The 18,346-nt window shown below is 70.1% G+C and carries 17 protein-coding genes and 1 pseudogene; 10 read left to right on the top strand and 8 right to left on the bottom strand.

The features are described from left to right. Window positions 1-28: 28 nt before the first annotated feature. The gene (locus tag U1F38_RS04250) at window positions 29-622 is read left to right on the top strand and encodes a MarC family protein (RefSeq protein WP_409985819.1); all 594 of its coding nucleotides are present in this window, start codon (window positions 29-31) and stop codon (window positions 620-622) included. Window positions 623-805: 183 nt separating this feature from the next. Here U1F38_RS04250 and U1F38_RS04255 read toward each other — a convergent pair whose 3' ends face one another. Further along, complete coding sequence (locus tag U1F38_RS04255; protein ID WP_409985820.1) at window positions 806-1,777, bottom strand: Bug family tripartite tricarboxylate transporter substrate binding protein; 972 nt, start codon at window positions 1,775-1,777, stop codon at window positions 806-808. 43 nt (window positions 1,778-1,820) lie between these two features. Then, window positions 1,821-2,831 carry a fumarylacetoacetate hydrolase family protein gene (locus U1F38_RS04260; RefSeq protein ID WP_409985821.1) on the bottom strand — a complete coding sequence of 337 codons (1,011 nt, stop codon included), beginning with the start codon at window positions 2,829-2,831 and terminating at the stop codon, window positions 1,821-1,823. Between the two features lie 270 nt (window positions 2,832-3,101). On the opposite strand from U1F38_RS04260, the gene U1F38_RS04265 reads away from it, so the two are divergent. Continuing rightward, on the top strand, window positions 3,102-3,383 hold the full coding sequence (locus U1F38_RS04265) for a DUF3567 domain-containing protein (protein ID WP_409985822.1): 282 nt from the start codon (window positions 3,102-3,104) through the stop codon (window positions 3,381-3,383). Window positions 3,384-3,434: 51 nt separating this feature from the next. Here U1F38_RS04265 and U1F38_RS04270 read toward each other — a convergent pair whose 3' ends face one another. Next, entirely contained in the window at window positions 3,435-4,538 is a 1,104-nt protein-coding gene (locus U1F38_RS04270; protein ID WP_409985823.1) for an AbrB family transcriptional regulator, read from the bottom strand. An 18-nt stretch (window positions 4,539-4,556) separates the two neighbouring features. Here U1F38_RS04270 and U1F38_RS04275 point away from each other — a divergent pair, with 18 nt between their 5' ends. Beyond that, window positions 4,557-5,402, top strand: coding sequence for a ChaN family lipoprotein (locus tag U1F38_RS04275; protein ID WP_409985824.1), 846 nt, complete (start codon window positions 4,557-4,559; stop codon window positions 5,400-5,402). Here U1F38_RS04275 and U1F38_RS04280 read toward each other — a convergent pair. After that, window positions 5,396-5,923 (bottom strand): hypothetical protein, encoded by a 528-nt coding sequence (locus U1F38_RS04280; protein WP_409985825.1) that lies wholly within the window; start codon window positions 5,921-5,923, stop codon window positions 5,396-5,398. The two genes, U1F38_RS04275 and U1F38_RS04280, sit on opposite strands and share 7 nt — an antisense overlap. 121 nt (window positions 5,924-6,044) lie before the next feature. Between U1F38_RS04280 and purU the strand changes: the two genes are divergently transcribed. The 4 genes from purU to U1F38_RS04300 all read left to right on the top strand — a co-directional run bounded on the left by purU (window position 6,045) and on the right by U1F38_RS04300 (window position 8,225). Beyond that, on the top strand, window positions 6,045-6,893 hold the full coding sequence (gene purU, locus U1F38_RS04285; protein WP_409985826.1) for a formyltetrahydrofolate deformylase: 849 nt from the start codon (window positions 6,045-6,047) through the stop codon (window positions 6,891-6,893). Window positions 6,894-6,983: 90 nt separating this feature from the next. Beyond that, window positions 6,984-7,559 (top strand): RNA polymerase sigma factor, encoded by a 576-nt coding sequence (locus U1F38_RS04290; protein ID WP_409985827.1) that lies wholly within the window; start codon window positions 6,984-6,986, stop codon window positions 7,557-7,559. A gap of 24 nt (window positions 7,560-7,583) precedes the next feature. Further along, window positions 7,584-7,931, top strand: a complete 348-nt coding sequence (locus U1F38_RS04295; RefSeq protein ID WP_409985828.1) for a LiaI-LiaF-like domain-containing protein — start codon at window positions 7,584-7,586, stop codon at window positions 7,929-7,931. A 69-nt stretch (window positions 7,932-8,000) separates the two neighbouring features. Continuing rightward, window positions 8,001-8,225 (top strand): hypothetical protein, encoded by a 225-nt coding sequence (locus tag U1F38_RS04300; protein WP_409985829.1) that lies wholly within the window; start codon window positions 8,001-8,003, stop codon window positions 8,223-8,225. Window positions 8,226-8,350: 125 nt separating this feature from the next. On the opposite strand, the gene U1F38_RS04305 is transcribed toward U1F38_RS04300, so the two are convergent. Beyond that, the gene (locus tag U1F38_RS04305) at window positions 8,351-9,049 is read right to left on the bottom strand and encodes a YggS family pyridoxal phosphate-dependent enzyme (RefSeq protein ID WP_409985830.1); all 699 of its coding nucleotides are present in this window, start codon (window positions 9,047-9,049) and stop codon (window positions 8,351-8,353) included. Between the two features lie 51 nt (window positions 9,050-9,100). On the opposite strand from U1F38_RS04305, the gene U1F38_RS04310 reads away from it, so the two are divergent. The 3 genes from U1F38_RS04310 to U1F38_RS04320 all read left to right on the top strand — a co-directional run bounded on the left by U1F38_RS04310 (window position 9,101) and on the right by U1F38_RS04320 (window position 12,493). Next, window positions 9,101-10,144 (top strand): type IV pilus twitching motility protein PilT, encoded by a 1,044-nt coding sequence (locus U1F38_RS04310; RefSeq protein ID WP_409985831.1) that lies wholly within the window; start codon window positions 9,101-9,103, stop codon window positions 10,142-10,144. A 139-nt stretch (window positions 10,145-10,283) separates the two neighbouring features. Next, window positions 10,284-11,420, top strand: a complete 1,137-nt coding sequence (locus U1F38_RS04315) for a PilT/PilU family type 4a pilus ATPase (protein WP_409985832.1) — start codon at window positions 10,284-10,286, stop codon at window positions 11,418-11,420. Window positions 11,421-11,584: 164 nt separating this feature from the next. Continuing rightward, complete coding sequence (locus tag U1F38_RS04320; protein WP_409985833.1) at window positions 11,585-12,493, top strand: NAD(P)-dependent oxidoreductase; 909 nt, start codon at window positions 11,585-11,587, stop codon at window positions 12,491-12,493. Window positions 12,494-12,840: 347 nt separating this feature from the next. Here U1F38_RS04320 and U1F38_RS04325 read toward each other — a convergent pair whose 3' ends face one another. The 3 genes and pseudogenes from U1F38_RS04325 to putA form a co-directional block, all read right to left on the bottom strand. Then, on the bottom strand, window positions 12,841-13,611 hold the full coding sequence (locus U1F38_RS04325; RefSeq protein WP_409985834.1) for a BON domain-containing protein: 771 nt from the start codon (window positions 13,609-13,611) through the stop codon (window positions 12,841-12,843). After that, complete coding sequence (locus U1F38_RS04330) at window positions 13,611-14,207, bottom strand: SIS domain-containing protein (RefSeq protein ID WP_409985835.1); 597 nt, start codon at window positions 14,205-14,207, stop codon at window positions 13,611-13,613. Before U1F38_RS04330 ends, U1F38_RS04325 begins: the two co-directional genes overlap by 1 nt. A gap of 124 nt (window positions 14,208-14,331) precedes the next feature. Further along, a pseudogene (putA, locus tag U1F38_RS04335) lies at window positions 14,332-18,326 on the bottom strand (trifunctional transcriptional regulator/proline dehydrogenase/L-glutamate gamma-semialdehyde dehydrogenase). Between the last annotated feature and the right edge of the window lie 20 nt (window positions 18,327-18,346).

Below are 18,346 nucleotides of genomic sequence, written 5' to 3' on the forward strand. Positions count from 1 at the left end.
CTGCGCATCCCTGCCCGCGCGTCTTGCCATGACCTACACCTTCGTCTCCGCCACCATCTTGCTGCTCCTGATCACGGATCCGCTGGGCAACATCCCCATCTTTGCCAATGCGCTCAAGACCGTGCCGATCGCGCGGCGCCCGCGCGTGATCCTGCGCGAGGTGCTGATCGCCTTCGTGCTGCTGCTGGCCTTCATGTTCCTGGGCGACGGCTTTCTGCGCGTGATGAACCTGTCGCAGCTGTCGCTGCAACTGGCCGGCGCGGTGGTGCTGTTCCTGATCGCGCTGCGCATGGTGTTTCCGCCGCCGCCCGCGCCGGCCGAGGAGGCCACGACCGAGCCCCTGATCGTGCCGCTGGCCGTGCCCGCGCTGGCCGGCCCCTCGGCGCTGGCCACCGTGCTGCTGCTGGTCAGCCAGGCGCCCGAGCGGCGCTGGGAATGGGTGGCCGCCCTCAGCGTGACCATGGCCGTGTGCGCGCTGGTGCTGGTGCTGGCCGAACGCATCCAGCAATGGGTGGGCCCGCGCGTGCTGCAGGCCTTCGAGCGCCTGATGGGCCTGGTGCTGGTGGCCGTGGCGGTGGAGATGCTGCTGCGCGCGATCAAGTCGCTGGCGCAGCAGCTGTAGCCCAACACAGCTGCAGGCCACACGGCAGCGCCCACCAAGGCACGACCTGCGCTTGAACTCCCTTGATCCGGTGGCCGCGAAGCAGGCCATGCCAGCGAACGCCGTGGCCGGACCTGCGCCGGCCACTGGCGTTGTCCCCCTCCCGCAGAGAGAGGGGGAAGGCGCGCAGCGACGCAGGGGGAGTCAATCCAGCTTGACGCCCGCTGCCTTGATCACCGGCCCCCAGCGCTTGGCCTCGGCGCGCGCCATCTCGAAGAACTGCTGCGGCGTGCCGGGCTGGGCCTCCATGCCGTAGTCCTGCATGCGCTTGACCACTTCGGGCGCTTTCAGCGCGCTGTTGATGGCGCCGTTGAGCTTGGCGACCACGTCCTGCGGCAGGCCGGCCGGGCCCAGCAGGCCCTGGAAGGCATAGACCTCGCTGTCCTTGACGCCGCTTTCGGCCAGCGTGGGCAGATTGGGCAGTTGCGGCACCCGCCGGGCCGAGCCGATGGCCAGCGCGCGCACCTTGCCGCTTTCGATGGTGGGCAGGCCCGCGGGCAAATCGAGGAACATGCATTCGACCTGTCCGCTCATCACGTCCTGCATGGCCGGGGCCGCGCCGCGGTAGGGGATGTGGGTGATGAAGGTGCCGGTGCGGTTCTTGAACAGCTCCATCGCCAGGTGGTGCGGCGAGCCGTTGCCGGGCGAGGCGTAGTTGACCTTGCCCGGATTGGCGTGCACGTAGGCCAGGAATTCCTTGAGCGTGTGCGCCGGAAACTTCGGCGTGACCACCAGCGCCAGCGGAAAGCGCCCGAACGCGCCGATGTAGGTGAAGCTCTTGGCCGGGCTGAACGGCAGCTTGGAAAACAGGTATTCGTTGTAGGCCAGGATGGCGTTGTCGGCCGACATGACGGTGTAGCCGTCGGGCTTGGCCGTGGCCACCAGCTCGCCGCCGATGTTGGTGGAGGCGCCGGGGCGGTTGTCCACCACGATCACTTGCTGGTTCAGCGCCGGGCGCATGGCCTCGGCGAGCGTGCGCGCCAGCGCGTCGGTGCCGCCGCCGGCCGGATAGGGCACGACCCAGCGAATCTGTTGCGTGGGCCAGCCGCTCTGCGCGCGCGCCCAGGGGGCGGCGAACGCGGCAGGGGCCAGCGAGATGAAGTGTCGGCGTTGCATGAGGATGTCTCCTTGGTTCTTGGTTGGAATTGGGCTGACTGAATCAGGCCTCGAGCGGACTGACAACCTGGTCGATGGCGCCGAAGATCGACTCGCCGCCACGGCCCTTCATCTCGATGCGCACGGTGTCGCCAAAGCGCATGTATTCGGTCTTGGGCGCGCCGTCCTGCAGGGTTTCCATGGCGCGTTTTTCGGCGATGCAGCCGTAGCCCTTGGGCCAGTCGCGGCGGCCGTTCTTGTCCACGCCCGGGTTGCTGACGGTGCCGCTGCCCACCAGGGTGCCCGCGCCCAGGCGCCGCGTGCGCGCGGCGTGCGCGATCAGCTGGCCGAAGTGAAAGCGCATGTCGGGCCCGGCGTCGCAAAGGCCCACCTTGCGGCCGTTCCAGGTGGTTTGCAGCGTCAGATGCACGCGCCCGCCCTGCCAGGCCTCGCCCAGCTCGTCGGGCGTGACGGCGACCGGGCTGAACGCGGTGGAGGGCTTGCCCTGCAGCAGGCCCAGGCGGATTTCGACCTCGCCCGTGATCAAGGCACGCAGGCTGACGTCGTTGGCCAGCAGGATGAGGCGAATCGCGTCCAGCCCCTGCTCGGGCGTGGCGGCCATGGGCACGTCGCCGGTGATGACGGCCAGCTCGGCCTCGAAGTCGATGTCCATGGCCTCGTCCGGGACCACGATGTCGTCGCAGGGGCCCAGCATGGCGTCGCTGCCGCCCTGGTACATCAGCGGCTCGGTGTAGAAGCGCTCGGGCACGTCGCTGTTACCGGCGGCGCGCACCAGCTCGACGTGGTTCAGATACGCCGAGCCATCCACCCACTGGTAGGCGCGCGGCAGCGGCGCCATGCAGCGCGCGGGCTCGAAGGGGAAGGGGTGGCGCGCCTGGCCGCGGTTGAGCGCGTCCGACAGGTCCTGCAGCTGCGGGGCCATGAAGTTCCAGTCGTCCAGCACCTGCTGCAGCCGACTGGCGATGCCCGTGGCGTAATGCGCCGTGGCCAGGTCGCGCGACACCACCACCAGTTGTCCGTCGCGCGAGCCGTCTTTGTAACTTGCCAGTTTCATGGGCGGCAAGTGTAGGGGCAATAGGGGAGCCTGCGCGCCAGTCGCCGCGCCGCCGGCATCTGCGGGCTCGGGCGGTCTGCTTCGTTACTCATCCTCGCGATAGCTGCGGCTATCGCTGCGGTTCGCGCCTCGCACCCCATCCCGATCCGCAGCGCCGGCTTTCCGCGTCGACTGGCGCGCAGGCTCCCAAGGAAAACCCTGTCCACCTTGAAATCAGCCGGATCGTTATTACCTTGTCAGGGCACAATGGTGAAAGGCCAAGCGATCGACATGAACACCCTCTACGACTCCGACAGCTTTGCGGTGGTGCACCTGCTGCCCGAAGCGGCATACGACGCCGATGCGCCCGAGGGCACACCGACGCTGGCGCGCCACGGTTTCGAGATCGTCGACAAGCGCTCGGGCAAGGAGGTGTACCTGGACGGCCTGTGGGCCGAGCTGTTCCAGCGCCGCATCACCGAGTGGCAGCAAAACACCCCCACGCAAGAGGAAGTGGAAGACACGCTGGAGGGCTACGCCGAGCTGGCGCAGAACCCGGTCGTCCTGCACTGACCCACTGGCCCGCGCGCCAAGCCGGATCCGGGGCCCCAGCGGGCCCTTTTTTCATGCTCCGCCGCGCCGGCGCCGCTCCCACCCCCGGTACAAAGGCTCGGCCAGCAGCAGCACGGCCACCAGCCGGCACACCTGAAAGGCCGTCACCACGGCCACGCCCAGCTGCAACACCTGCGCGGTGATGGCCATCTCGGCAATGCCGCCGGGCGCGGTCGCCAGCATCAGGGTGACCGGGTGCAGGCCCGTGGCCCAGGCCAGCAGCGTGGCAAAGCCGGCGCACAGCGCCATCATGCCCAGCGTGCCCAGCGCGGCGGCCCCCAGCCAGCGCGGGGCGGTGCGCAAGAAGGGCCGCGAAAAACGCACGCCCAGGCTCACGCCAATCACCAGCTGCGCCGCATTGGTCAGCGCCTTGGGCACGGCCGACAGGTGGACATCGGCCATGGTCAGCGCCATCGCCGCCAGCAGCGGGCCGATGAACCACGGGTTGGCGCGGCGCGTGCGGCCCATCAGCCAGGCGCCGGCGCCGGTGGCCAGGCCCAGCCACAGCAGGCCAGGCCATTGGGCGGCGGCGCGGCCGGGCGGCGTGGCGTCCAGCGCCGGCAGCTGCCAGTGCTGACGGGCCCACTGCATGGCAAAGGGCAGCACCAGCACCACCACCGTCATGCGCACGCTGTGCGCGGCGGCCACCAGGTCGCCGCGCGCGCCGGCGCGCTCGGCCAGCAGCGTCATCTCCGACGCGCCGCCCACCGAACTGGCAAACCAGGCCGTGGCGCGCCGCTGCGCGGGGGTCAGGGCGGCGCCGGCCGGGCCCAGCGCGCGGTGCATCCAGACGCCAAACAGCGCGCCCAGCCCCAGCGCCCACGCCACGGCCAGCACCACGGCCCAGCCCAGGCCCAGCACCAGCGCCGTCACCTGCGGCGTGAAGTACAGGCCCAGCGCCGCGCCGATGACCCACTGCCCGCCGTTGCGCAGCGCCGTGCTGCTGGCCACCGGCAGCGCCGCCATGCGCGCGCCCGCCGTGGCCAGCAGCGGGCCGATCATCCAGGGCACCGGCCCATGCGCCCACTCGGCCAGCGTCGCGCCGCCCAGCGCCAGCAGCAGCGCCAGGGCGACGCGCCGGGCCTGCGGCCGCTGCGGACGATCGAGCATGAACATCGGCCTTAGTATGGCGGCATGCGCCACCTCACCCTGCTTGCCGCCGCCTGCCTGGCCGCCTTGCTGCTGGCGGCCTGCGCCGCCCCGGCGCGGCTGGACGCCACCGAGCAGGCGCAACTGGCCGCCCTGCTGCCGGCCGACGTGATCTTGCTGGGCGAGCAGCACGACGCCCCCGCGCATCACCGGCTGGAGCGCGCCACGGTGCAATGGCTGGCCGCGCGCGGCGCGCTGGCGGCCCTGGTGCTGGAGATGGCCGAGCAGGGGCACGACACGCGCGCCCTGCCGCGCAGCGCCAGCGCCGCCCAGGTGCGCGAGGCCCTGGCCTGGGACGACCACGGCTGGCCCTGGGCCGACTATGGCCCGGTGGCGATGGCGGCGGTGCGCGCCGGTGTGCCGGTGCTGGGCGGCAACCTGCCGCGCGCGCAGATGCGCGCCGCCATGGCCGACGCCAGCCTGGACGGCCAGGTGCCGCCCGCCGTGCTGGCCGAGCAGCAGCGGCGCATTCGCCTGGCGCACTGCGACCTGCTGCCCGCCGCGCAAATCGGCCCCATGACGCGCGTGCAGATCGCGCGCGACCTGGCCATGGCGCACACGCTGATGCAGGCGCGCCAGAGCGGGCGCACGGTGCTGCTGGTGGCCGGCAACGGCCACGTGCAGCGCGGCCTGGGCGTGCCCCTGCACCTGCCGCCCGCGCTGCGGCTGAAAGTGATCTCGGCCCAATCGCAAAGCCCGCCCGGAGCGCCCGCGCCCGACGCGGCCGATGCCGCGGCCAGCGGCGCCGACCTGCGCTGGCCGACCGCGCCCCGGCCCCCGCGCGACGATTGCGCCGACGTGCGCCGAGCCTTGCGCGGCGCGACTCAATAGGGCGGCGGCGGACGCCCCACCGGGCTCTCACGGGGCCAATCCCGGTCACCGCGGGGGCGAGGCTGCGGGTAACCGTCGGGTCTGGGCCGCGGCGGCGGGCCCCAGCCTGGGCGTGGCGGCGGCGGTGGCGGGCCCCAGCCTGGGCGTGGCGGCGGCGGTGGCGGCCCCCATCCCGGCCGCGGCGGCGGCGGCGGGCCCACGTCCCAGCGCGGCGGGCGATACACCCACTGCGGGCCCTGCTGCACCCACACCGGCGGCACATACACATAGCCGGGGCGCGCCTGCACCCAAACCCCGCGCCGCCACACATAGCGGCCGTGGCGCCATTCGTAGTGGCCCGGCGCCCACACCCAGCCCGGGCGCGGGCGCGGCACGGGCTCCACGCGCAGCGGCGGCGGGCCCACCTGCACCGACAGGGCCAGCTGCGCCTGCGCCACGCCCGGCCCGGCCAGTGCCAGCCAGAGGCCGGCGGCCGCCACCGCCAGGGTGCGCGCGCGCCGGTTGAAGACAGGGTTGTTCATGCCAGCATCCTCCCAAAAGGGCATCGACGGGCTTGATTTTGTCCGCCCCGCGTCAAGCGCGCATGAAGCCAGCGCTGCCTTGGGTCGCGCGTTGTAACGGCCCTGCGACAATCGCCGCTTCATGCAAGACACCTACATCCTCACCCTGTCCTGCCCCGACCGCCCGGGCATCGTGCACGCCGTCTCGGGCTTTTTGCTGGAGCAGGGCGGCAACATCGAAGAAGCGGCGCAGTTCAACGACGCCGGCAACGGCCTGTTCTTCATGCGCGTGCAGTTCTCGTGCGCGCCCGGCCAGCCCGAGGCGCTGCGCGAGCGCCTGGCCGAGCTGGCCCAGCGCTTTGCCATGCGCTGGCAACTGCACGCGGCCAGCCAGCCCATGCGCACCGTGATCTTCGTCAGCCGCGAGGGCCATTGCCTGAACGACCTGCTGTTTCGCTGGAAGTCGGGCCTGCTGCCGCTCGACATCCGCGCCATCGTCAGCAACCACCGCGACTTTTATCAGCTGGCAGCCAGCTACAACGTGCCCTTTCATCACATCGCCATAACCAAGGCCAACAAGGCGCAGGCCGAGGCCAGGCAGCTGGAGATCATCGAGGCCGAGGGCGCCGAGCTGGTGGTGCTGGCGCGCTACATGCAAATCCTGTCGGACGACATGTGCCGCCACCTGGCCGGGCGCGCCATCAACATCCACCACAGCTTTCTGCCCAGCTTCAAGGGCGCCAAGCCCTACTGGCAGGCGCACGAGCGCGGCGTCAAGCTGATCGGCGCCACCGCCCACTACGTGACCGCTGATCTGGACGAAGGCCCCATCATCGAGCAGGACGTGGCGCGCGTGGACCACGGCAAGACGGTGGAAGACCTGACCGCCATCGGCCGCGACACCGAAAGCCAGGTGCTGGCCCGCGCCGTGAAGTGGCACGGCGAGCACCGGGTGCTGCTGTCGGGGCAGCGGACGGTGGTGTTCCGATAGCGCAGGGGCCGCCGGCGGCCCCCTGACCCGGCGCGCGGAAATTTTTGCCACCGGCGCACAATATTTGCGCGGCTGATTCGTCTACCCTCCATGGACGCCCCGATCGGCCCAACGCCGTCAGCCCCTTTTGCCGTGCCCAGCAACGCCTCGCGCTTTACCGACATCGTGGTGCGCGAGCGCGCGCGGCTTGGTCACTTCATCCGCGGGCAGGTGCGCAACGTGGCCGATGCCGAGGACATCCTGCAAGAGGTCTTGCTGGAGTTTTACCTGGCCGCGGACGCCGTCGAGCAAGCCGGCGCGTGGCTGTTTCGGGTGGCCAAGAACCGCATCGTCGATCGCTCGCGCAAAAAGCGGGAGCAAGCGCCGCCCTTGGCCGCGGACGACGACGACCCGCTCTGGCTGGAAGAGGCGCTGCCCGACCCGGCGGCCGGCCCCGACGCGGCCTATGCCCGCCAGGTGCTGCTGGCCTCCATCCATGCCGCGCTGCAGGCGCTGCCTGCCGAGCAACGCGACGTCTTTCTGGCGCACGAGATCGAAGGCCTGTCGTTTGCCCACATGTCGGCGCAATGGCAGGTGCCGCAAAACACCTTGCTGGCGCGCAAGCGCCATGCGGTGCTCGCCCTGCGCGCCAGGCTGCAGGCCGAGTACGGCGACTTGATCATCTGATACCCCGTTTTTGTGGAGAAAACCATGCGCATTTTTCCCCTTGCCTTGATCGCCATCGGCGTGATCGCGTTGCTCAAGCACTTTGGCCTGATCGACCCTGAGTTCATGCGCCTGTTCTGGCCCTTGCTGCTGATCGCCATCGGCGTGGCCATGCTGGTGGCCGGCCCGCGTTGGCGCGCCCACGCACGCGAGCGCATGCAGGGGCAATGGGAGCGGCGCATGCACCGCCGCTTTGGCCCGGGGTGGAACCGCCTGAGCGAGGAAGAGCGCGACCGCTTTCGCGCCGGCATGAACCAATGGCACGGCTGCGGTGACCAAGGCAGCGCTGGCGCCACGCCCGTCGAGCCGCCCGCCCCCCGCGGGCCGCGCTGAAAGCCGGATCCCCCACACCCCTTGCACACCAGCCTTCGTCACTTGTCTCAACCCAACCTGGAGCCCATCATGAGAATCCTTCCCATCGCCCTGATCGTCATTGGCTCGCTTGGCGTCGCCAAGTATTTCGGCCTGATCCCTGTCGGCATGTTTCCGCTGATTGGCACGCTCTTGCTGATTGCGCTTGGCGCGGCCTTGCTGCTGCGGGGCCCGCGCCACTGCCATGGCGGGTGGCGCAATCGCGGGTGTGCTGGCGAGCCAGCCGCGCCGCAACCCCCCGCCGTTGGCCGCTGATCGGGCCCATTGACGGTCGCAGCGTCTGTGGGAGCGGCCTTGGCCGCGATCGCTGCGTGCCCAAGGCAATGCACGACCATCGCGGCCAAGGCCGCCCCCACAACTCAAGACTTCATTGGGTCGAATCAGAAAGACGGCTTGGGCGGACGCCCGCCAAAGATCGCCGAGCCCACGCGCACCATCGTGCTGCCCGCCGCAATCGCCGCCTCCAGATCGGCGCTCATGCCCAGGGACAAGGTGTCCAGGCCCAGTCCGGCGGCATTCATCTGGTCAAACAGGGTCTTGGCGCGCATGTGGACGGCGCGAGCAGCTTCGAAATCAGGAGCAGGCTCGGGGATCGCCATCAGCCCGCGCAGCCTCAATCGCGGCAGTGCGGCCACGGCGCGGGCCAGGGCCAAGGCGTCGCCGGACGCCACGCCGGACTTGTTGGCGCCGCCGTCCACGTTGACCTGGATGCACACCTGCAGCGGCGGCAGCTCGGGCGGGCGCTGGGCCGACAGGCGCTCGGCGGTCTTCAGGCGGTCCACCGTGTGGGCCCAGGCAAAGTGCGTGGCCACCCAGCGGGTCTTGTTGCTCTGGATCGGCCCGATGCAGTGCCACTGCAGCGGCAGGTCGGCCAGCAAGGCCATTTTCTCGACCGCCTCCTGGATGTAGTTCTCGCCAAAGGCGCGCTGGCCGGCGGCGTGGGCAGCGCGCACGGCGTCCGCGCCAAAGGTCTTGGAGACGGCCAGCAGCGCGACATCCTGCACGTTTCGCCCGCTGGCCTGGCAAGCCGTTGCGATTCGGGCACGAACCGCTTGGAGATTGCGCTCAATCATCGTCATAATCGCCCGAGCGTATCAAACTGCAACCACCCAACCGCACGCAGAGGCACCGTGGACATCACCCAACTGCTGGCATTCAGCGTCAAGAACAACGCCTCCGACCTGCACCTGTCGGCCGGCCTGCCCCCCATGATCCGCGTGCACGGCGACGTGCGCCGCCTGAACGTGGAGCCGCTGGATCACAAGCAGGTGTTCGCGATGCTCTACGACATCATGAACGATACCCAGCGCAAGGTGTACGAGGAAAACCTGGAGGTGGACTTCTCGTTCGAGATCGAGGGCCTGGCGCGCTTTCGCGTCAACGCCTTCAACCAGAACCGCGGCGCCGCCGGCGTGCTGCGTACCATCCCCAGCAAGATCCTGACGCTGGAGCAGCTGAACTGCCCCAAGATTTTTGGCGAGCTGGCGCTCAAGCCGCGCGGCCTGGTTCTGGTCACGGGCCCCACGGGTTCGGGCAAGTCCACCACGCTGGCGGCCATGGTCAACCACCTGAACGAGATGGAGTACGGCCACGTGCTGACGGTGGAAGACCCGATCGAGTTCGTGCACGAGTCCAAGAAGTGCCTGGTCAACCAGCGCGAGGTGGGCCCCATGACGCACAGCTTTGCCAACGCCCTGCGCTCAGCCCTGCGCGAAGACCCGGACGCCATCCTGGTGGGCGAAATGCGCGACCTGGAGACCATTCGCCTGGCCATGACCGCGGCCGAGACCGGGCATCTGGTGTTCGGCACTCTGCACACGTCCAGCGCAGCCAAGACCATCGACCGGATCATCGACGTGTTTCCGGCCGAAGAAAAGGAAATGGTGCGCGCGATGCTGTCGGAGTCGCTGCAGGCCGTGATCTCGCAGACGCTGTGCAAGCTCAAGGACGGCTCGGGCCGCGTGGCCGCGCACGAGATCATGGTTGGCACGCCGGCCATCCGCAACCTGATCCGCGAGGCCAAGGTGGCGCAGATGTATTCGGCCATCCAGACCGGCCAGGGCATGGGCATGCAGACGCTGGATCAGACCCTCACGGACCTGGTGCGCCGCAACGTCATCAGCTCGGCCGAGGCGCGCGGGAAAGCCAAGATTCCGGAAAACTTCCCGGGTTGAAAATGGCCCCCACGCTTCGCTGCTTCGCATGCTGCGCTGCCCCCCAAGGGGGCCCCGGCCGCCTTGGGAGCGGCCCGGCGGCAGCCGGACGGTTTCGATAAATCGAGCGCCGATTCAAGCAACCTCAAGGACGACCCACATGGAACGCGACCAGGCCAGCAAATTCATCAACGACCTGCTCAAGCTGATGCTCACGCGCCAGGGCAGCGACCTGTTCATCACGGCCGACTTTCCGCCGGCCATCAAGGTGGACGGCAAGATCACCAAGGTGTCGCCGCAAAACCTCACGCCGGCGCACACGCTGGCGCTGGTGCGCTCGGTCATGAACGACAAGCAGGCGGCCGAGTTCGAGCGCACCAAGGAGTGCAACTTCGCCGTCGCGCCGGCCGGCATCGGGCGCTTTCGCGTCAACGCCTTCGTGCAGCAGGGCAACGTCGGCATGGTGCTGCGCGTGATCCCGCAGGAGCTGCCGACCATCGACGGCCTGGGGCTGCCCAAGATCCTCAAGGACGTGTCCATGAGCAAGCGCGGCCTGGCCATCATGGTGGGCGCCACCGGCTCGGGCAAATCCACCTCGCTGGCGGCCATGGTGGACTGGCGCAATATTCACAGCTTCGGCCACATCATCACGGTCGAAGACCCGGTCGAGTTCGTGCATCCGCACAAGAACTGCATCGTCACCCAGCGCGAGGTGGGGCTGGACACCGACGACTGGGAGGCCGCGCTGAAAAACAGCCTGCGCCAGGCACCCGACGTCATCCTGATGGGCGAGATCCGCGACCGCGAGACCATGGAGCATGCCGTGGCCTTTGCCGAAACCGGCCACCTGTGCCTGGCCACGCTGCACGCCAACTCGGCCAACCAGGCACTCGACCGCATCATCAACTTCTTCCCCGAGGAGCGGCGCGCCCAGCTTTTGATGGACTTGTCGCTGAACCTGCGCGCCCTCGTCTCGCAGCGCCTGATCGCCAAGCAGGACAGCAAGGGCCGCACGGCGGTGGTCGAGATCATGATCAACTCGCCTCTGATCAGCGACCTGATCTTCAAGGGCGAGGTGGGCGAGATCAAGGACGTGATGCGGCGCAGCCGCGAGCTGGGCATGCAGACCTTCGACCAGGCGCTGTTCGACGCCTTCGAGGACAACCTGATCACTTACGAAGACGCGCTGCGCAACGCCGACTCGGCCAACGACCTGCGCCTGCAGATCAAGCTGACCAGCAAGCGCGCCAAGGACCGCGACCTGGCGGCGGGCACCGAGCACCTGCAGATCGTATAGATGGCGCGCCAAACAGCCGGACGCAGAGGACGCAAAGGATTCGCAAAAGACGCAAAAGAAAACCAAATTGATGGGTTGCCTCGTCCGGTCAATCCATCGGGGCAATGATGCGACTCGGTCTTTCTGCCGGTCCCGAGCGCTCGCCGATCCATAGAATCGGTGGCATGAGCACCTCCATCGCCACCAAGACCTACGAACCCTGCCCGCCACGCGCCGTCGCCTTTCTCGGCCTGGGCGTGATGGGCCATGCCATGGCGGGCCATCTGGCCGTCGCCGGGCACCGCGTCACCGTGTACAACCGGACGGCGCGCAAGGCCGAGGCCTTCTGCGCCGAGTTCGCGGGCAGCCGGTGCGCCGCCACGCCGGCGCTGGCCGCTGCCGGGGCCGATCTCGTCTTCAGCTGCGTGGGCAACGACAATGACCTGCGCAGCGTCACGCTGGGTGACAACGGCGCCTTCGCCGGCATGCAGGCGGGCGCCGTCTTCGTCGACCACACTACCGCCTCGGCCGACGTGGCGCGCGAGCTGGCCGCCAAGGCGCAGGCGCGGGGTTTGCATTTCATCGACGCGCCGGTCTCCGGCGGCGAGGCCGGAGCCAAAAACGGCGTGCTGACGGTGATGTGCGGGGGCGATGCTGCCGTGTTCGAGCGCATGAAGCCGGTGGCCATGGCCTTCTCGCGCGCCGTCACCCTGATGGGGCCCAGCGGCGCGGGCCAGCTCACCAAGATGGTCAACCAGATCTGCGTGGCCGGTGTCGTCCAGGGCCTGGCCGAGGCCATTGCCTTCGGCCAGCAGGCCGGGCTGGACATGACCCAGGTGCTGGAGGTCATTGGCAAGGGCGCCGCGCAGAGCTGGCAGATGGACAACCGCGGCAAGACCATGGCCGAGGGGCGCTTCGACTTCGGCTTCGCCGTGGACTGGATGCGCAAGGACCTGGGCCTGGTGCTGGATGAATCCCAGCGCAACGGCGCGCGCCTGCCCGTCACCGCCCTGATCGACCAGTTTTATGCCGACGTCCAGGCCATGGGCGGCGGGCGCTGGGACACATCCAGCCTGATCAAGCGATTGAAATAAGGAACACCCCCAGTCTCCACTCGCTGCGCGATGTTTCGCCCACCCCCTTGCAGGGGGCATCGCCAGTGACCGGGGGAACCCCGGCCACGGCGATCGCTGGCTTGGCCTGCTCCGCGGCCTTTAGGGTCCTTGGGTTTCATCGGCTGCGGGTGGCGCGCAGTGCTATGAACAACTGAAATGACCCGTCCCACCAACCGCTGAACCGTCTCGCCCGCAGCCGGCGGAATCGATCACCGCAGCCGGCCGCGGAGCAGGCCAAGCCAGCGGACGCCGTGGAGCGGGCTTGGCCCGGCCACTGGCGGCGTCCCCCTCGGGGGAAGGCGCCGCAGGCGACGCAGGGGGGCGCGTTATTTCACCGGCGGCAGCGGCCGCACCTCGACCGGCGGCTGCTGGATCACGGTGGGCTGGGTGACCGGATGCACTTCAACAGCCGGTGCGGTCGGTGTCGCGGCGGCGCCGGACGATGGCACCGTGGTGACGGGCGCTGGGGCCGGCGTCTGGCCGCTGGCGTCATTGGGGTGCAGCGCGGCCTGCTCGCTGATGCGGTCGATGATGCGCACCACGCGCTGCACGCCCGGGGTGGTGCGCGCCACCTCGGTGGCCAGCGCCTCCTCGCGCTCGGTCAGGCGCCCCATCAGGTAGACCGTGCCGCGCTCGGTGACGACCTTGATGCTGTTGGAGGGCACGCCGTTGGCGTCGATCAGCTTGGCCTTCACGCGCCCGGTGACCAGCGTGTCTTCCGAGCGCTGCTTCAGGCTGGACTCGGGCATGACCGCCAGCTCGTTGATCACGCTGGCCACGTCGGGGGTGGCCGCCACGGCCGCTCCGGCACGCTGGCGCGCCTCCTGCGTGGCCACTTCGCCGGTCACCAGCACCTTGCGGTAGTAGCTGGTGACGCTGACGTGCCCGCGCTTGTCGCCCAGCGCGTCGTTGATGGCGCTGGAGGCGCGCAGCTCGATCGCCTGGTCGGCCAGTTGCGTGGCCGAGCTGCGGCGGTCGGTGGCCACCATGCCGCCGGCCGCCGCCGCCCCGCCCACCACGGCCGCGGCGCAGCCCGTCAACACGGTGGCGGCCACGGCCAGGGACAACACGGCAATGGAACGGGTTGAAGTCTTCATCAGGCACTCTCCTCATCGCCCAGCAACTGCTGGTCCAGCCCCTCGCACACGCAGTGCAGCGCGCGCAAATGGGCCTCGTGAACATGCGCCGCGCTCTCGCTCGGCACGCTGACATGCACGTCGGTGTCGCGCAACTCGCGCGCCAGCGCGCCGCCGCCGGCGCCGGTCAGCGCCAGCACGCTGATGTCGCGCTCGTGCGCGGCCTGCACCGCACGCAGCAGGGTGGGGCTTTGTGCGTCGGCCGACAGCACCAGCAGCAGGTCGCCCGCACTGCCCAGCGCCCGCACCTGCGCGGCCAGGACGTCCGTCGCATCGCCGCGGCGCACGATGGCGGCCAGCGTCACCGCGTCGGCGCCCAGGGCCAGCGCCGGCAACTCGGGACGCGGACGACCAAAGCCGCCCACCAGCAGCGCCGCCACATACTGGGCCAGCGCCACCGACGCGCCTTCGCCGCAGGTCAGCACCTTGCCGCCGCCGGTGACGCACGCCAGCAAGGCTTGCGTGGCCTGCGCAATAGGCCGCGCCAGCGCCTCGGCCCACTGATAGCTCAGGTCGGCGCTGTCGATGAACCGCTGCTGGATGCGTTGCTCATGCATTGATAGCAATCATAGCAGCGCATCCCCGACCGGGGGCGCCGTCGGTGTTGCAACCGGTGTCGAATGGCCCGCCGTGCCACGCGTGCAGCGCCGGCATGGCGCGGTGGCCGGGCGCCGTCCGCGTTCAGGCCATGGTCATCAGTTGCGCGTTGCCGCCCGCTGCGGCCGTGTTGGTGCTGATCGACTGCTCGTGGCACAGCGCGGCCAGGTCGTAGCCGCGGCCGGCCTGCAACTCGTCGCTGCTGCGGCTTTCCACGCGCACCAGGGCGCCTTCGCGCGCGGCCAGCCGCGTGCCGACCTGCACCAGGGCGTCGCCGTCGCCTTCGAACAGCAGCGCGGCGATGGTTTGGCCGGGGTCGTCCAGGCCGGACGCATCGGCCGGTTGCAGCCAGGCCGCGCCGCCCACACCGGCCGCGGCCCGCAGCGCCTGCCAGGCGGCGGCGCACGCCGCGTCACCTTCGGGCAGCACCACCCGGCAGGGGTTGCCGCCGGCCAGCGCGGCCGCCACCTGATGCACCAGGCCGAGCGGCGTGCGCGGCAGCGCCCACACCGGGCCGCGCGGCAGCAGGCGCCAGCGGTTGGCCTCACCGGTCGGGCCGGGCATCAGCATGTGGGCGTGCAGGCACGAGGCCGCGCGGGCCGCCGCCCAGACGGCGCGCGCCTGCACCGCGTCCACGCCCGGCAAGCTCGCGCTGGCCAGCCCGTCCAGCACTTGCAGCGCGGGCGCCGGACCTTCGGCGCGCGCCAGCCCCGCCAGCGCGGCGTTGGGCGCGCCATGCACCAGGCGGTGCAGGTACAGCGGCCCGCCCGCCTTGGGCCCGGTGCCCGACAGCCCCATGCCGCCAAAGGGCTGCACGCCGACCACCGCGCCGATGACGTTGCGGTTGACGTAGATGTTGCCGGCGTGCACGCGCTCGGTCAGGTGGGCAATGGTCTCGTCGATGCGGCTGTGCACGCCAAAGGTCAGGCCGTAGCCGGTGGCGTTGATGTCGTCCACCAGCGCGTCAAGCCGCTCGCGCTCGAAACGGATGACATGCAAGACAGGGCCAAAAACCTCACGGGTCAAGCGCGACGTGCTATCAATTTCGATGATTGCCGGGGCGACGAAGTGACCGTTGAGCGGGCCGTCCTGGCGCTCCACCCGGGTGACCTTCTGTCCGGCGGCGGCCATGCGCTCGACATGCGCCTCGATCTGCGCACGCGCCTCGGCGTCGATCACCGGGCCCACGTCGGTGCTCTGGCGGTCGGGGTTGCCCAGGCTCCACTCACGCAGGGCGCCCTGCAGCATGGCCAGGGTGCGATCGGCCACGTCCTCCTGCAGGCACAGCAGTCGCAGCGCCGAGCAGCGCTGGCCGGCCGAGTCGAAGGCGCTGGCCAGCACGTCGGCCACCACCTGCTCGGCCAGGGCCGAGGAATCGACGATCATCGCGTTTTGCCCGCCGGTTTCGGCAATCAGCGGAATGGGCTGGCCACTGGGCGACAGGCGGGTGCTGAGCTGGCGGTTGATCAGGCGCGCCACCTCGGTCGAGCCGGTGAACATCACGCCCGCCACCCGCGGGTGCGCCACCAGGGCGGCGCCCACGCTCTCGCCCCGGCCGGGCAGCAGTTGCAGCGCGCCCTCGGGCACGCCGGCCTCGTGCAGGATGGCCACCATGGCGGCGGCGGTGAGCGGCGTCTGCTCGGCCGGCTTGGCCAGCACGGCATTGCCCGCGGCCAGCGCCGCGGCGACCTGGCCGGTGAAGATGGCCAGCGGAAAGTTCCAGGGGCTGATGGCCAGCACCACGCCCAGCGGGCGCTGCGCGGCGTTGTCGAACCGGGCGGCGACCTGCGCGCCGTAGTAGCGCAGAAAATCCACCGCCTCGCGGATCTCGCCCACCGCGTTGGGCAGGGTCTTGCCGGCCTCGCGCACGATCAGGCCCATCAGCGGCTGGCTGCGCTGCTCCAGCAGGTCGGCGGCGCGCGCCAGCACGTCGGCGCGGGTGGCGGGCGGCGTGCCGGCCCAGATGGGGGCGGCCTGCGCGGCGCGCTCGGCGGCAGCTTGCGCTTCGTCCGGCGTGGCCTCGCGCACCCAGCCGACGGTGTCGGACAGCTCGGCCGGGTTGGCCAGCCGGGCCCAACCCTCGGCCTGCGCCGGGTCGGCGGGCAGCGCCACGCCGGCCGGCGCGGCAAACGCGGCATGGCGCGTGCTGTTCAGGAGCGCCGCGGCCAACGAGGCCAGTTGCTGCTCGTGCGCCAGGTTCAGGCCATGGGAGTTGGGGCGCGCCTCGCTGCCCTGCTGCGCAAACAGCTCGCCCGGCAGGGCGATGCGCGGATGCGGTGCGCCCAGGCGGCCTTCGGTGCGCGCGATGTCCAGCGCGTCCTGCACCGGGTCGCTCACCAGTTCGGCCACGGGCACGCTGGCGTCGCCGATGCGGTTGACGAACGAGGTGTTGGCGCCATTCTCAAGCAGGCGGCGCACCAGGTAGGCCAAGAGCGTCTCGTGGCTGCCGACGGGTGCGTAGATGCGACACGGCCGCGCCAGCTTGCCTTCGGCCGCCGGGCCGGTGACCTGGGCATACAGCGGCTCGCCCATGCCGTGCAGGCACTGGAATTCATACTGGCCGCTGTAGTAGCTGCCGCCCACGCTGGCCGCCAACTGGTGGATGCTGGCCAGGGTGTGGGCGTTGTGCGTGGCGAACTGCGGGTAGATGGCGTCGGGCGCCTCCAGCGGCTTGCGGGCGCAAGCCAGGTAGCTGACGTCGGTATAGACCTTGCGCGTATAGACCGGGTAGCCGGCCAGGCCGTCCAGCTGGGCGCGCTTGATCTCGCTGTCCCAGTAGGCGCCCTTGACCAGGCGCACCATCAGGCGGCGGCGGCGCAGCGGGCGGCCAGGTCGATGAGGTAGTCGATGACCTGCGGGCAGCGCTTTTGATAGGCCTGCACCACGAAGCCGATGCCGCTCCAGCCCTTGAGGCTGGGCGCAGCGCACAGCGCTTCCAGCAGATCCAGCGACAGCTCCAGCCGGTCGGCCTCCTCGGCGTCGATGTTCATGCCGATGTCGTACTGCTTGGCCAGCTCGGCCAGGTGCAGCACGCGCGGCAGCAGCTCGGTCATCACGCGGTCGTACTGCGCGCGGCTGTAGCGCGGGTGCAGGGCCGACAGCTTGATCGAGATGCCCGGCCCTTCGAAGATGCCGCGCCCCGCCGACGCGCTGCCGATGGCATGGATGGCCTGCTCGTAGGCTTGCAGGTAGCGCTGCGCGTCGGCCTCGGTGGTGGCCGCCTCGCCCAGCATGTCGTAGCTGTAGCGAAAGCCCTGCTGTTCGTATTTGCGGCTGTTGGCCAGCGCCTCGGCAATGTTCTGGCCGGTGACGAACTGCTCGCCCATCAGCTTCATGGCGCGGTGCACGCCCTGGCGGATCAGCGGCTCGCCGCCCTTGCCGATGACGCGCGTCAGCGCCGAGGACAGGCTTTTCTCGCTGCTGGTACTGGTGAGCTTGCCGGTCAGCACCAGGCCCCAGGCGGCGGCGTTGACGAAGAGCGAGGGCGAGCGCCCGACGTGCGCACGCCAGTCACCGTGGCTGATCTTGTCGCGGATCAGCACGTCGCGCGTGGCCTTGTCGGGGATGCGCAAGAGCGCCTCGGCCAGGCACATCAGCGCCACGCCTTCCTGGCTGGAGAGCGAAAACTCCTGCACCAGCGCGGCCACGCCGCTGGTCACCGGTGCATCGCGCAGGCCCTGCACCAGGCGCGTGGCCAGCTCTTTGACCTTGGCGGCCTGCGCCTCGTCGGGTGCGCGCGCCAGCGGCAGCAGCGCCGGCAGGCATTCGGGCTCGGGCCGGTGCCAGGCCGCGGTGATGGCGGCACGCAGCTCGGTCTGCGGCAGGATGGATTGGGCGAAGTGCAGGAAAGGTTGCACCTCCGGCGACACCGACGGTTGCACCATCTCCAGAATCGCGTCATCAGTGGCCCCGTCCCGGTGCAGCGCGATGGTCGGCGCGCCGCGCTCCAGCGCGTCCACATACTGCACCACGGCTTGCTTGAGCAGCCAGTGCGGGGTGCGCCCCAGTTGCTGGGCGCTGGCGCGAATGCGTTCGCGCAGGGCGTCGTCAACCTTGATGCCGATGGTGGTGGTGGACATGGAAACCTCGGAAAGTGGAT

Origin of the sequence: Ottowia sp. (genome assembly GCF_046348305.1) — a bacterium.
Classification (GTDB): domain Bacteria; phylum Pseudomonadota; class Gammaproteobacteria; order Burkholderiales; family Burkholderiaceae_C; genus Ottowia.